This is a genomic window from Dyadobacter sp. (assembly GCF_017744695.1).
In the GTDB taxonomy this organism is placed as follows: domain Bacteria; phylum Bacteroidota; class Bacteroidia; order Cytophagales; family Spirosomataceae; genus Dyadobacter.
In genome coordinates this window covers 324,679-339,002 of sequence record NZ_JAGIAS010000001.1, presented here as the reverse complement: position 1 = coordinate 339,002, position 14,324 = coordinate 324,679, and the positions used below count along the sequence as shown (strand labels likewise).

Annotated in this window: 7 protein-coding genes; 1 reads left to right on the top strand and 6 read right to left on the bottom strand. The window is 52.8% G+C overall.

Annotated elements, in window-relative coordinates; all coding sequences use genetic code 11:
• The 5 genes from J7619_RS01265 to J7619_RS01245 all read right to left on the bottom strand — a co-directional run.
• Window positions 1–6,463 (bottom strand): SBBP repeat-containing protein (locus J7619_RS01265; protein ID WP_291193108.1); only part of this gene is annotated, 6,463 nt, incomplete at its 3' end.
• A 143-nt stretch (window positions 6,464–6,606) separates the two neighbouring features.
• Window positions 6,607–7,236: a response regulator transcription factor gene (locus J7619_RS01260; RefSeq protein ID WP_291193106.1), complete on the bottom strand. Its 630-nt coding sequence runs from the start codon at window positions 7,234–7,236 to the stop codon at window positions 6,607–6,609.
• Window positions 7,237–7,340: 104 nt separating this feature from the next.
• Window positions 7,341–8,681 carry a T9SS type A sorting domain-containing protein gene (locus tag J7619_RS01255; RefSeq protein ID WP_291193104.1) on the bottom strand — a complete coding sequence of 447 codons (1,341 nt, stop codon included), beginning with the start codon at window positions 8,679–8,681 and terminating at the stop codon, window positions 7,341–7,343.
• 87 nt (window positions 8,682–8,768) lie between these two features.
• Window positions 8,769–9,482, bottom strand: a complete 714-nt coding sequence (locus J7619_RS01250; protein WP_291193102.1) for a hypothetical protein — start codon at window positions 9,480–9,482, stop codon at window positions 8,769–8,771.
• Window positions 9,483–9,526: 44 nt separating this feature from the next.
• Window positions 9,527–10,204, bottom strand: a complete 678-nt coding sequence (locus J7619_RS01245; protein ID WP_291193100.1) for a hypothetical protein — start codon at window positions 10,202–10,204, stop codon at window positions 9,527–9,529.
• A 196-nt stretch (window positions 10,205–10,400) separates the two neighbouring features.
• Here J7619_RS01245 and J7619_RS01240 point away from each other — a divergent pair, with 196 nt between their 5' ends.
• Window positions 10,401–11,051: a response regulator transcription factor gene (locus tag J7619_RS01240; RefSeq protein WP_291193098.1), complete on the top strand. Its 651-nt coding sequence runs from the start codon at window positions 10,401–10,403 to the stop codon at window positions 11,049–11,051.
• Here the strand turns inward: J7619_RS01240 and J7619_RS01235 are convergent.
• Window positions 11,042–14,185, bottom strand: a complete 3,144-nt coding sequence (locus J7619_RS01235; RefSeq protein WP_291193096.1) for a two-component regulator propeller domain-containing protein — start codon at window positions 14,183–14,185, stop codon at window positions 11,042–11,044. The two genes, J7619_RS01240 and J7619_RS01235, sit on opposite strands and share 10 nt — an antisense overlap.
• Window positions 14,186–14,324: the final 139 nt, after the last annotated feature.

The window sequence follows — 14,324 nt, the reverse complement described above, 5'->3', positions numbered from 1 at the left end:
CTAATGTGACGAACAGACCTGTCGGGATGGTAGTTACGGAGCCCGTAGTGTTCACCGTGCTGTCTGTCAATGCATTGGCATCGTGGAATACGTTACCCGAGAGCTGTACGGTTGGGACAGTGAAATCAGCGGTTACGGTGCTGACATTACTCTCCAGTCCGCCGTTGTCGGTCACAAAGAACGGGATCTCTACGACTGCACCGCCATCGACAGGGTCAACCAGTACGGAAAGACCTGCTGGTGGGATCGTTACGCCCGCTGCCGGCCAAACCTGCTGGCCCGCGCCCGGCGTAGTGCCCGGAGCGACGTAGGTCGTGCCGTTGATGGTGATCGTGGTCACGTCGGCAGGGAACTCGGTGAAAGTGATCGAACTCACAGTTCCGTCGGTATCGCTCAGTCCGAAATGCGAGGTCAAATCGACCTTCGTCGTGCCACCCGGGTTTGGCTGGGTAGGCTCGGTGCCGCCCGTAGTGACCGGAGGCAGCTGGATACCGAAGTTGGCATTGGTCACATTGGTACCTGCTACGGTCACGCCGGTAAGGATACCGTTCACGCCTGCATCGCTACCTACACCTGCGCCCAGGTTCTCGCCCGTGTTCACCCAGCCCGTTGGCAGGCTTGGCGTAGTAGAGCCGGTCGAAGTCTGGTGCAATACGATGCTGTAATCGCCGGGAGCGGTCACACCGAAATCGTAAGTGCCGTCTGCATTCACGGGCACTGTTTTCACGGCCGCACCGGTGCTATCCACCAACGTCACGTACAAGCCGGTCGGGATCGACGGGTCGGTAGCGGTGCTGTTGACGGTCACATCTTTCAATGCGTTGGCATCATGGAATACATTACCGGTCAGGGTTACCGGTGCAAAACAAGCCTCAGGCGCATTGATCGTCACATTCACTTGTTTCACCAATTGGCATTGGCTTGCATTATCGGTCACAGTTACGGTGTAAGTCCTTGGAGAACCAGTCGTAACAGTAGGATTGGCAACAAATGCATTGGAAAGACCTACCGATGGGCTCCATGCATAAGAATAGTTACCCGAAGAAGTTACATTCAATGGCAGCGGGGCAGAAGTGCCTTCGCAAAGTGCCAGGTCGCCGGTTGTCGCGGCAATGGTGTTTGAATTTACAACCAGCACCACTTCTTTGTAATTGCTGCAACCGGTCAACAGGTTGGTCTGCGTCAGACGGTAAGTCTGGGTCGAAGCGGCATTTACGGTTGTAGAGGTCGCATTCGGACTTGCCACACCGGTCAGCGGGCTCCATTGCCATGTTGTATTCGCAGCAGGAGTTCCAGCCAGCGATAGTGTCGCCACGCCACCTTCGCAAATCGCGGTGTTACCGGTAATGGCAAAGTTGGCAGGTGTATTTACCGTTACCACTACGTCATCGGTGGTCGTACAGCCATTCAGGGTCACACTTACCTGGTACGTTGTCGTCACAGTCGGTTTTACGGTCGGCTGTGCCACATTGGCCGCGCCTACGATCCCGGCACCAGTCCAGGAGTAAGTGGCACCGGCAATCGCCGCTGTACCGATGGTCGTAGATTCGCCCGGACAAATGATTGCATCCGAACCTGCATTAGCCGACGGGCTAACTTTAACCTGATCGGTGAAAATACAGCCGCTAGCCAGGGTTACAGTCACTGTGTAGGTGATTTCGCTGGTAACCGTCGCAGTTGGGTTAGCCACGTTCGTAGCGCTCAGGCCGGTTGCAGGGGACCACGCGTAGGTTGCACCCGCAGGAGCCGCCGGATTGCCGGCAGCGCCATAACCGATGGTGATCGGGCCGGCAGGGCACACGGTTTGGTCTGCCAGTTCGAGGCCGGTCACCGGATTGACGGTCAGCGTCACCTGGTCGCTCATTGGGGTCGAGCAGCCCGGATAGCTTACCTTGACGGTGTAGGTCGTGGTAACGGTCGGGTTAAGTACGGTCGGGTTGGCAACGGTATTGCTGCTCAGTCCGGTCGCTGGCGTCACGCCATCGGCCATAAACCATTCGTATTGCGCAAATGGCTCGGCTTCGCGACCCAATTGCACCGCTGCTCCCTGGCAGGTAGTTTGGGCAGCGCCTGCATATTCACCGGCTGTAATGGTGTTGCTTAAAACGACGGTGTCCTTGGCCACGCAGTTCGACAATGGGTCGGTGACCGTCACTATGAAGCTTTGGGGCGAAGCGGATGCGAACTGCACCTGCGGCTGCGCGTCGGTAGGGCCGGTACCATTGGTCCACGCTGCATTGGATGGTTCCCAGGAGTACGTCCAGTTGGTACCCGCCGGGGCAGGGGAGCCCAAAGTGACGGTAGCACCATTACAAACAGCACGGTCGTTGCCGGCAGCGGCAACAGGGGCTGTTACAGTTACGGTGACAGTATCGCGGTTAACGCAACCCGAGGCTGTTTCTGTAATCAATACATGGAATTCCGTAGTAGCAGCGACGGTAGCTGTCGGATTCGACAGAGTAGGGTCGTTGAGACTGATCGCAGGCTGCCAGGCGTAAGTAAAGCCCGCATTGCCAACGCTGCCAATCTGAATCGAGGTATTGGGACAGGTAAATTTATCCGCCGCGGTAAACACAGGCAATGACCATCCCGGCGGGTTGATCACAATGGATTTGAAGCAGGTGATCGACGCATCGTATTTATTGGTGATCGTCACGGTGATGGTCGCCTGTGCGGTAGAGGTAATGTTTACCGTCGCGGCATGGGCATTGTCCACCAGGTTGGCAGGGCTCCACGAGAAATTATAGTCCGATGGATTCGCAACCGTAGTTCCGAGTTTGAGACCCACAGGCCCGAACACTTTGGGACAGCCCTGTCCGGAAAGCGTCGCAATTTCGAAATCGCAACCGCCGGTGCCCGTGCAAGGTTGCACCAGCACGTCGGCCGTACAGGTAACACCGTTCAATGTAACGGTCCGTCTGAAACGCGTCACGCCGCTGTTGCTTTTCAGGTAAGCGTTCTTGCCATTGCTGGAAGTCTGCAGAATGGTGCCGTCACCCGATACCATGCTCCATGTATAGGTAGTTCCCGGTGCATTGTCCTCGTCCATATGATAACTCCACGCCGGTCCGCAGATGGTTTGATCCTGGTCGCTGATCCGCGAGTTAAGGACCGAAACTTTCACTTCATCGGTGAATGCGCAGCCATTTTTAATGGCAGTGACCGTGTAGTTGATCGCGCCGCCTGCGACTGCCGCTGTTCCTGCATTGAAAACGGGATTCGCAACCTGCGATGCCGACAGGTACTGACCAGACGTCCAGGTGTAAGCAAATGTATTATCCGCGGTGCCTCCGAGTGTTACCGAAGTGTTTTTACAAATCGTTTTGTCGGTACCGGCGAATGCGAGCGTGTTGTTAGGTGCTGTAACCGGGGTTACGGTCACGTCGTCGGTAGTAACACAAGTGCCGCCGCCTTTTTGCTGAACGGTTACCGTCAAACGGTAAACAGTTGTCGCAGCCGGATTGGCGACGGGCTGCGCGCAGGTGGTGCAGCTCAGGGTCGACACCGGGTCGCCCGAAATGCTCGTCCATACATAAGAAATGGACGGGCTGGCGATCGGGGTGGTACCGATCTGAACGCCGGTGGCTCCCTGACAGAAGGATTTGTCGGTGCCCGCGTTGGCAACGGCCGGCACCACGGTGACCTGATCGATGTCCACACAACCCGCCGCGTCAGCAACCTTTAGGGTATACGTCGTTGCCTGCGTGATGGCAGGGGTTGTCCAGGAAGCGGTTGTAGCCAAAGGCGTACCCTCGCTGGTGCTGCCTTCAAACCAGGTATAGTTGTAGCCACTGCCTGAGCCTCCGGAAGCTGAGCCGTTCAGGGCCACGGTGTTCGCGCCCGCACCGCAGACGTACCACTGCGGGCCGTCGGCATTAGCAATGGGGGATACGCTCGAACTGATGTTCACCGTAGCTACCTGCGAGCTGTCCACGGTTTCCTGATTACAGAGCTCCGCATTCACTTTCACCAATCGGCGATAGTAAAGCGTCGTTTGCGAGGCCAGGGGTTGCAAGTCTTTGAAAACTTCACCAGGCATATCTTCCCAGGGGCCCGTAGCGCTGCTGGACTTTTGCCATTGGTAAAACACCTTTCCCTGAAAATTGGCAGGGGTTGTAACGCCAACTGCATTACCTGTGATCAATCCGGGAATACCCAGGATACACGCTGTCTGAGTAAGGGGCGCCAATGTACTCGCAGAAACCGCGAAGTTGTCGGGTAGGGAGCCATCGTTAAATTTGGCAATGACGGCATCGGTACCTCCCGCCAGGCTGGATTGATACGAGCCCGATGTCGCTGCTCCTGCACCTGATGTGTAGTAGGTAACGATGATATTTCCCTGCGGATCCGTTGCAATATTTTTACCTCTCGCGTCGGCTACGCTTCCGAATCCATAAATGGCGTCGACGGCCGTGGTTCCCAGATAGGTACCCCAGATGCGTTGACCTTGCGGAGTAAACCGGTTGACGAATACATCGGTGCTTCCGATTGGGCCAGGTTTGTAAGAACAATCGGTAGCCAGTGCTGCACCGGCATCGTTGGACTGGCCCATAAGGACCAGGTTACCCGCATTGTCCTGCGTTATACTGATAGCAATCGTCATTGCTGAGATGGATGTCGTCAGGTACGTACCCATTTTTTGGGTACCACTTAAATCGAAGCTGGCCAAAAAGGTACTTCTTACGAGAATACCGGCGGTCTCCAGACCGGCAGGCATGGTTTCGATGAATGTACCCGGAGTACTGATCCCTGACGCACTCTTTGTCTGGCCAACAGTGTAGATAGTCTGACCAGCCTTATCGATGTGCATGTCATGTATATAATCACTTTGAACACCGCCAAAGTAGCGTCCCCAGGTACGTTGCCCGTTGGTTTTGTCCATTTTCAATATAAAACCATCGGACGACGTGTTTTTAGTTTGCCCTTGCGAGGCATTGGCGGCGAGGTCCGGGCTGGTGGTTGCTCCCGAGACGTATATCTGGCCATCGCCATCGAGATCCATCGCACCGAGATAAGAGGTCGTGGCGTTCGTAACCTGGCTGAAATCAATGAAGGTACCCCATTGCCTTACTCCGGCGTCATTGAACTTGACCAGAGCAGATTGGACCTGGTTGATGACAATGGGGCTGGGAAGGGCCGGTCGGAATGTCCCGGGCGTAGCAATGTCTATCCCGGGAGGCGATTGAGTTCCGGTGATGATGCTTCCATATGCGTAAAAATTGTTCTGATCATCGACAGCGATCCTGGATGGCAAGAATGCCATACTCCCTCCAAAATAGCTTCCCCAGGTGCGCTGCCCTGTCGTTGCATCAAAACGGGCCAAAAAGCCGGTATTCTGATTGGCAGCGGTCTGCGTGGTCTGATGCGCGCCAGCGGTGGCCATCCCGGCACTGGTGGTTGTTCCACCAATGTACAACGAGTTGCCCTTAATGGTGATGGCGGTGGCTAAGTCTGCACCGGTTCCCCCATAGTAAGTAGCCCAGATCCGCTGACCTGCATTGTTGAATTTGGCAAGGAATGCATCGGTAGTGCCGCCGCCGTAAGTTCCGTCGTAGGCTCCCGCGGTAGCGACGCCCGCAGCACTGGCGGTATTGCCTGTTACATAAATGTTGCCCTGGCTATCCGTTACCACAGCCGCAAGCTGATCCGCTGCCGTTCCTCCGAAATAAGTGGCCCATTCGAGCTGCGGCGTAGGATCGATGATCAGTGTTCTGCTTTTGTCGTAGGCCGGTACGTTGAATGCGTACACGTCGCCATTCAGTGCTTTGTACCGCACATCGAGTTTCTTACCGGTTTGGCTGATCCAGCTGGCCGGAATGTTTTCGCTGAGACTGCCATGGTTGAGGTCCATTACAATCCGACCGTTTTGAAGGACAGTTTGTTTGGCGCCCCTGTATTTCAGATTGATTTTTGAGGCGTCGGCGCCCGGTCGTACGATGAAATTGTATTCAACGGGTTTGTCCGTGCCTTTGCGTGCGACAAATTCCAGGTCAATGCCGGGATAAATATCGTGATAGGTAACACTGGCATATTTGCGGATGCCGTAATATGCCCCATTCCCGTTGATCGCATTGACCGGCTCCGAAACTGCCGGACCCGTGGTCACCACCGCCGTCGGATTAGCGCCTTGCAATTCGATATCGACCCGATGAAATTTGTTTTTAGCGGTGTAGGTATCATAACTGAAACCCGTTTGCCGTAGCTGTACATTGAGCCCCGGCATATTCAGCAGGTATTTTGCTGCTCTGTTGGGCTTGCCGGCCTGGTTAACCAGCTGTCCCTTGTTTTCGGTGAAGCCAGCACCAGCGGCATCCCGAAGCCATTGCGCAGTCTTGTCTTTGCTCACCTGCCCGGCAGGGTGCATAACAGACGGAGGCATGGCGCTGTCTTTTGTCTTCTGCGCCGATGCCATAAACGCTGTCCAACCCCAAAGGGCCAGAAACAGTAGAAATCGTTTTTGCATAACTGATAGTTAAATGAATAATCTAGATTTGGTTGGGGGGCCGGATGTTTCTTTATTTCATAGGCAGTCGGTTAGTGGTTAGATAATGAGGTCGTGCGTGCATAGTGGCCCGCATGGAGCGGCTGTGCCGTTTAATTTGTAGTTTACTTGCCGCTTTCCTTGTTGATCAAAACCTTGTTAAGTTTCACGGCAAGGTCAAGCAAATTGCCCACTTCCAGTTTTTGGAAGATGCGGCGCTTGTAGTAGCCTACACTTTTGGAGCTGGTCCCGGTGATGGCCGCGACCTCCTGGTGTGATTTGTTGGCAACCAACAAATCAGCCATTAACTCTTCCCGTTTCGTCAGGGTGCGGTTGATAGGCTTCTCCACAATATGGAACAACAGCTCTTGCTGGATATCGGAACTGATATACCTGAGGTGGCTTTCAGCGTGCTTGAGGCCTTCTTTAATTTCTTCGGGCAGGGATTTGTTGGAAAACAGTGCCATAGCACCGGCCCGGATGAATTTGTACATGAATTGGGTCTGGTCGCCAAGGTTTACCAGCACAGCCGCCTGCGGATTCGCTTTTTTGAAATCCTCAATCAGGTCGGTATTCTTTGCGTCGGCTGCGCCTATATCGAGGATCATCGCATGGATTTCCGTCGCCTGCGACAGTCCAACGGCGTTCCGAAGGCGGTCGGTTTCAACAATGGTGCCGTTGGGATATTGATTTTTAATGATTGCGCGTAATGCCAGGGAAAACAAATGATTATCGGTAACGATTAATATGGTCATGGTTGGGTAGGGTTATTCATCTACATGGTGCTTGCGCAATCAGCGGCTGGAATAAATGGAAAGTCCGGCCAGCGATATCGCCGTCCGGACTCTCATCCCCGTTATTACCTGCTAACGGCTATTTTGTGTGTGCTGATAGTGCCGTCAAACAGGGTCATGGTTACGATGTAAATGCCTTGGGGAAGCTTTGTTACATCAATGCCGGCGGGCGACGGCTGCTGGTTTCGGATCAGCCTTACACCGCTCGCATTTAGAATATCTACGTGTTTGACCAACTCATGATTACGGATCAGGATTTTATCTACCGTAGGATTCGGGTATGGTGCTACGCCTGCTTCACTTTGAAATGTGACCTTACGGATGCTGCTATACGCAAACGCGCCGTCCAGGCCGTCCGCGGCGCGGTCGATCATTTTAAGCCGGTAATAATTCTGGCCGGCCAGCGGACTGGCGTCCACGTGGGAGTAATTGACGAGCACTTTGCTATCGCCCTGCGACGCCACCGAAGCGATGCGGGTCCATTGTTTACCGTTCTGGCTGCGTTCGATATCGAACCGGTCGCTGTTGGTTTCTTCGGTGGTCGACCAGCTGAGTAATACGGTTCTGCCTTCCGCAGCTGCGCTAAATTTCGTTAACGTGACTGGCAGCGGCACAATGAGCGACGCAAATGTGTAGGCAGTGTAGGTGTCGGGTGCGAGTGGTGAGAGCGTGGTGATCGAGCCGGTCGTGAGGTCGCTGGTGCCGCCTAAAACCGATGTTGCATCTACTTTGGACGGGATGGCTACCCATTGCGTCCCGTTCCATCCGACGATCGTGAGCTTACTGAGGTCGTTGGTTGTCAATGCACCGATAGCACTGCCGGCATCCCACGTCAAGGTGAGCGGTGTGGCGTTGGCGCCGTCGATGTCCCAGTATTCGACCGTACTCACGACATCCACATTGGTACCCATGCTGCTGGTCGCAAACGGGCCCCCGCTGGGGAGGGCAGCATAATCGGATCCGGTGAAAAGGTTACTGGTGACGGCGGTGTTCGCGTCGGCGTGAAAATAAGCACCCATGACGCCGTCGGCCGAAGCTGCGAACTGGCCGAGGAAGCCATTGTCGCCGACAGGAAATACGAATGTGCCCGCGCCGTACTTGCGCACGTAGCCGTCCACATAACCTGCGTCGGATGCACCGGTGGAGGTAAGGTTGTCGCCGGCAAAGTTGAGCACACCGAAGTTCCCCGCGGCGCGTTCGGTCAGGATTACGCCCGGCTGTGCGCCTCCGCCTCCGGTCACGAAGTTATGATTGCTGAAAAAAGTCATCTGGGCACCGCCGAAGATCGTCGTGTTTCCCTGGCTGCCTTCCTGGGCCTGGGCGAGCTGCCCAAACAGGAGCAAGGCCGTTGACATAGCCGTGCTGATCCATCCTTTTCGGGATGAAATGGTATAGTTTTGAGTCATTGTAACGTCTGTTTGATGTTTGATGAAAAGAGTTGTGTTCAAAAGCGCTTCTTTTTGACTCGAGGAGCGTCCCGTCACAAATTCAGCTCAGTTTGAAAGTTTGGTTATCTGAAGAATGACATTCCGCGTTCTGGGCACATTACCCACGTTACTTGACACTTCATACACTACTCCTTGACCAGCATTAAGGTAAACCATTGTAGTAATGGTGCCCGTCCCCCCGATGCCTGCGGCTAATGCCATATTAAAATCCCCAGCCTCCAATAAACCTGCGTTTCCTGTACGGTTTAGTCGTCCCCAGGCGACATAGGCGTTAGATAGGTCATTGCCAACATTGTCACTCACATTAAATAAGTAAAGTCCCGCAGTAGGTGCTGTGAAAACGTTTGTCGTCAGATTAAAATTTCCGCCCCTGTCATAGCGGGCATTCGCAAAATCGAATGCTGTTATTACGCCGCCAATGGATTGAGATCCATTTACACTCAGCATAACTTCGGTGGTTTGTCCCGGTACTTGTTGCCAGCTTCCACCACCATTGGCGTCGGAGGTAAACACTTTGCCGGCTCCCTGAGTACCGTCGGTAATCGTTACCTGGCCAGTTGTTTTATCCACTTTCATCTTACGGCCCGCAGTGGAGGCTTCCACTTCCAGGTTGGAGTTAGGCTCGATGGTCGTCGGGTTTGTCCCGATTTTGACCTGCGCGAAAGCGCCAGGCGAGGCGAGAAGCGTTACAATCCCGATGATAGCCGCATAGCGTGTTTTTAGAGTAACAATTGATGATAATAGTTGTTTCGTCTTCATTTTAAGTAGTGATTTAATCATGTGTGTCAATAGATGGGAAGCAATTAGAATGGCCCGATGGCATAGGTCTCAGTAAATCGCAGCTCACCGCTAAAAAAGCCGGTTTGAAACCAGAAATAAAGCGTTTGAGGGCCTGCAACAGTCACTCTGAACGCCGGTGTTGTATGGTATGCACCGCCTGCTATAACCAACCATTCCGCTGCTACGCCCACCGGATCATAGCTAGCCGGGCTTGTCGATAAAGCGGTGTTGATAAAAGCTTGGTTGCCGACAGGGTAAGTTGTGGCAGCGGTCGGCATCGTCCATTGAGCAGTCACCATATAAGTGCCCGCTCTGGGTAGTGTAATCGATGCCCCGGAAGAGGTTTGAAACGTTCCCGTATTGGTAACAGTTACCTGATTTCCGGTGGTGCCATTGACCATGGCGCCAGACAAAGGATATTGCCAGCTTGTGCCGCCAGCCGCATCCGAGGTAAGCACTTTCCCGGCGCCCTCGGTACCGTCGGCGATGGATACCTGGCCGGTTGTTTTATCGACCTTCATTTTACGTCCCGGTGTAGAAGCTTCTACTTCCAGATTCGAATTAGGTTCAATGGTGGTAGGATTAGTCCCGATTTTTACCTGTGCAAAAGCGGCAGAAGAGCCTAGCAGTAATGCAGTACCAAGCAGTGCAGAGGTTATTTTTGCCCGCGAAGATTTGAATAATAGAATTTTTGTTTCCATGTGTTTATGTTATAAAGTGTTATGCGAAACTTGTTGCAGGCATCCGGCCTGCTGTTTCCAGGATCGGTACAAACCTAATTAGGCTGATGAAGAACATAAATCGAAATATTACTACCAGTCGCTACGAATTGTTCATTAGGAAAGTAGGGCCCCTACCTTTTTTGCGGATATTGCGAATATTTTACAATAGCAGATTATGCACCATATACTGATCGTCGATGATCACCCGATGATGGCCATTGGGTTACAATCTATCGCCAAGACGGTGATCGAGAATTCGACATTTACCCTTGCTTACACGTTTACCGAAGGGCTCGATGCCCTGGCGAAACAGCCGGCCGACTTGCTTATCCTGGATCTTGCGATCCCGGGGACCCGCGGACCGGAAATGATTGATTCCTACCGGGCCGTACAGCAGGATGTGAGGATCCTGGTATGTTCAGGTAGGGATGAACTGATGAACGCCCCCATTTGCCTGCACAGGGGCGCCAACGGCTTTCTGCATAAAAACAGCTTCGATGGCGAGGCCGTAACAGCAATCCGGGCGGTCATGGAGAACAAAAAATACATCAGTACGAAGGTCAAAGATGCCATGCTCAGCAATCTGATGGAAGGCAAGGCCATGCAGACCGACCCAGCCGCGTCGCTGACTCCAAGGGAACGCGAAGTACTCGGACTACTCCTAACCGGCAAATGGCTCAAAGCCATTGCGGAGGAGCTGAATGTCAAAATTTCCACAGTTGGGACACAAAAGAACCGGATTTTCAAAAAAATGAAAGTCGATAACATCATAGACCTTGCCAAAAAATTCTGGTATCTGGAAGAAAAGACGGCAGATCATTTGTGAGTTTCGTTATCCGTACCGGTTTGTTTGAATATCAGGTGAATGCACGCGCCGGGCTTGTTCGTCACGTGGATGGTTAAACGCAGTGTTTTCGAAATCTGTTTCAGCAGCAGCAACCCGAGCCCCTGGTAGCCGGCCGGCAGACTTGTATCCCGCTCGTCGGACGCATTGAGCCACTGCAACAGCTCGGCGGGCATTCCCGGGCCGTTGTCTTGAAAAACAAGGTGTAATTCTCCTGGCCGGTGTTTTGTGTAAATATGGATAGAATTGCCGTCGTGGGCTTTGATGGCATTGTCGATCAGATTATGGATAATAATGGCGAGAAGGTTCCGGTCGGTAACGACAGTCTCGTCAGGGGAGATTGTTACCTGGATGGTGCCGTTGCTGGTGCCAAGGACCGGCTTGAAGAGCGCGACCTTTTCGTTGACCGCGTCTTGCAGTTTTACCTGCACCACGCTGGTGGTCGTTCCGTGCATTTCCGGCTTAATGAAGTTGACCAGATTATCTACCATGTGGTACATATTGTCAACCGCCAGTTTCAACTGCCCAATAAAACCGACCGCACTATCCAGCTTGTTATCCCTGATCAGGGCCCGACTGTAATCCAGTGCGTAGGACATGTGCTTTACCGGCGTGCGGATGTCGTGCGATATGGACGCGATCATATGGATATGCAACCTCACTTGTTGTTCGAGCTGTTTTTCGGAGTCGCTCAAAACGCCGAGCGTTCTTTCCAAATGTTCGGTCCGTTCCCTGACCTTCATTTCCAGGGCCAGGTTTTGGCTCTTAACGTTTTTCACACGCTGCCTCAAAATGCCGTAAAACGACAGTAGGACGGTCGCGGCCGCCAGCGCCCTGAACCACCAGGTTTCATGCCATTGCTTTTCGACATGAATGGCGAAATGCGCCTCACTATGGTTGCCTGTACCAAACCCGTTGGCTTTGCGTATACGTAGCGTGTAGCTTCCTCCTTCCTGAAACGGAACAGCGATCTTTCTGCTTTCTTCCAACACCTTCCATTCCGTCATGGGTTCTTCGCCTTTGAAGAGCCTGTATGACATCTTCAAATTGTATGGGTTACCAAAGTAAGGCGTGGTTACCTTCAGTACGATTTGCGGTACTCCCGCTTTGACCAGAACCTCACCCCGGTCGAATACAAATGTGCTGTCATCGCCGTCGGGATCGTCGATGTAAATCTGCTGCCCGGGAACCTCCGGCCGTATTTGTTCCGGAACGAACCAGACCAACCCATCGATCGAGGGAAGCGACACGATCCCTCCCGGTGTTCGCAATGCGCAAGGTTGGCAACCCCCGTTGAATTCATTGGTATTAAAACCGTCTGTTTTGGCATAGTAGTGATAATACAAATCGAAAGGTTTCTTTGCATAGGCGAGCAGATCCGCCCGGCTGATTTGAAACAACCCCTTGTTGGTAGTGATCCAAAAATATCCTTTTTTGTCCTCGACTATGCAATGGCTGCCGGCGAGGTATTGCTTCTTGTCAAGCGGAAACTGCGTCAGCTTGCCGTCCTTTAAAAGAAATAGTCCGTTGGTGTACGTGGTAATCCATATTTCGTTACGACCGTCGGGAATGTAAAGGCTCCGGATGTAGATGTCGGCGAGCTTGTTGACGCGGGATATTTTTTTCGACGGCAAATGTATATTGTAAAGCCCTTTGCCGGTCCCGACCCACAGAATTTCGTTCGTTTGGTGCTGAATCCAGGAGATGCTGGGGAAATGCTTGCCCGCGAAAAAGCGGGGCTGTGCGTCGGGTTCGGAGGGATCAATGTAATACAGGCCAAGCAAGTCGGTACCAATCCAGATCCTGCCGTCCGGGCCTTCATAAAGTTGCTTGATTTCACCCGCCATCGTCCAGATAGAAATGATACGTTTACCAGTGCTGTCGAATCTGAACAAAGTCTCCCTTCGCTTGCACCACAGTGTGCCGCTACGGTCTTTGAGAATGCTGTACCTGTCCCAATCAACCGATTTAGCGATCAGTTTCATTTGCCGCGCCACCGCTCCCATGCTTCCGCTATCCAGGGAAAACACAATTCCTCCGGCAGTAGCTATCTCCTTATCATTTGCTAGTGCCTGTCCGTAATGTACGTTATACCCTTTTCCGGATGGATCGATTACCGTGCGGAACTGCTTTTTGGAGACTATATAAAGGCCATTGAGTTGACTTCCCAGGAACAGCCTGTCCGTGTCCCTATCCCAAAAGAGGGTCTTAATCCCCCTTTCCCTAAAATCGAACCCGTCCAGAATGAGGGTGCTGACCACCGAACCGTCTTTGGCTGGTTGCAGATAATACAGGCGCCGGCCGACAGCTATAAATGCCTGATTGGAACAATTATTCCAGAAAATCTGATGCTGCCGGGTTGACTGATCGTCGGGACCGGCTGAAACGGGACCGGCGAGCTTTGATTTTACTGGCCGAGAGTCGTTCCCCGTCCCGGGGAAACGAGTTAAATTTAAATTTTCGTCCAGGTAGTAAAGATTTTTATTCAGACGAAAAAAACGAAAGAAGCTCCTGCCCGGAAAAGGAAGGAGCTTTGTTAGTTTGTTATTTACATAGTAGCCGACGTTGTGCTCGTCATATACGAAATGCCTTCCCTCCGGTGTGGGATATATAGTGGCAACCCCGTGGCGATAATGTGTTAACGCCTCCTCGTTGAGGTCGGGCAGTGTTTCAACCAAATGCGGGTCGCGAACTTTTGGAACATTCGCTGACCAATACAGGGGATATCCCCTCAGAGAACTGTCGATCGTCGCTTTACCATCCGTGATCCGGATCCAGGTTTCGTTACTGGTCATCGCCAGGAAATCATTCGTGCGACTTTGGGGATCAAGATTGAAACCATAAATGCTTCGGGCCGCGAAAGAATTTCCAAGGTTGTCAAAGTTTACAAAACGGTCCCCGTCATAGCGGACCAACCCTCTTTCGGTAGCCAGCCAGATGTTTCCCCGGGCGTCGCGCGCGATGGATTTGACGCTGTTTTGCGGCAGACCGTTTTCATCCGTAAAGTGTCTGACATCGTACCCGGGAATGGTTGGTACTTGCTGCGCGATGGCAGTGTTTAAAACCAGGAAAAGACAAAGAAACAGGTGCGAAAGAGACTTGGAAGCGAAATGCATTCGTGCTGCGGATAAATAACGTAGAACGGATTTTCCATGCAAGAATCTGAAAAGCGTTGAAGCGAAGCCTCACAAACGATTTTCTGGATTCCTGGATTATCATGAAAAGACCTTGTTTAAAATGGGATGCCATTCGGAA

What these genes read in the sequence shown, in the direction of transcription:
- J7619_RS01260 (WP_291193106.1), bottom strand. Translation starts at nt 7,236, where the DNA reads ATGACCATATTAATCGTTACCGATAATCATTTGTTTTCCCTGGCATTA.
- J7619_RS01255 (WP_291193104.1), bottom strand. Translation starts at nt 8,681, where the DNA reads ATGACTCAAAACTATACCATTTCATCCCGAAAAGGATGGATCAGCACG.
- J7619_RS01250 (WP_291193102.1), bottom strand. Translation starts at nt 9,482, where the DNA reads ATGAAGACGAAACAACTATTATCATCAATTGTTACTCTAAAAACACGC.
- J7619_RS01245 (WP_291193100.1), bottom strand. Translation starts at nt 10,204, where the DNA reads ATGGAAACAAAAATTCTATTATTCAAATCTTCGCGGGCAAAAATAACC.
- J7619_RS01240 (WP_291193098.1), top strand. Translation starts at nt 10,401, where the DNA reads ATGCACCATATACTGATCGTCGATGATCACCCGATGATGGCCATTGGG.
- J7619_RS01235 (WP_291193096.1), bottom strand. Translation starts at nt 14,185, where the DNA reads ATGCATTTCGCTTCCAAGTCTCTTTCGCACCTGTTTCTTTGTCTTTTC.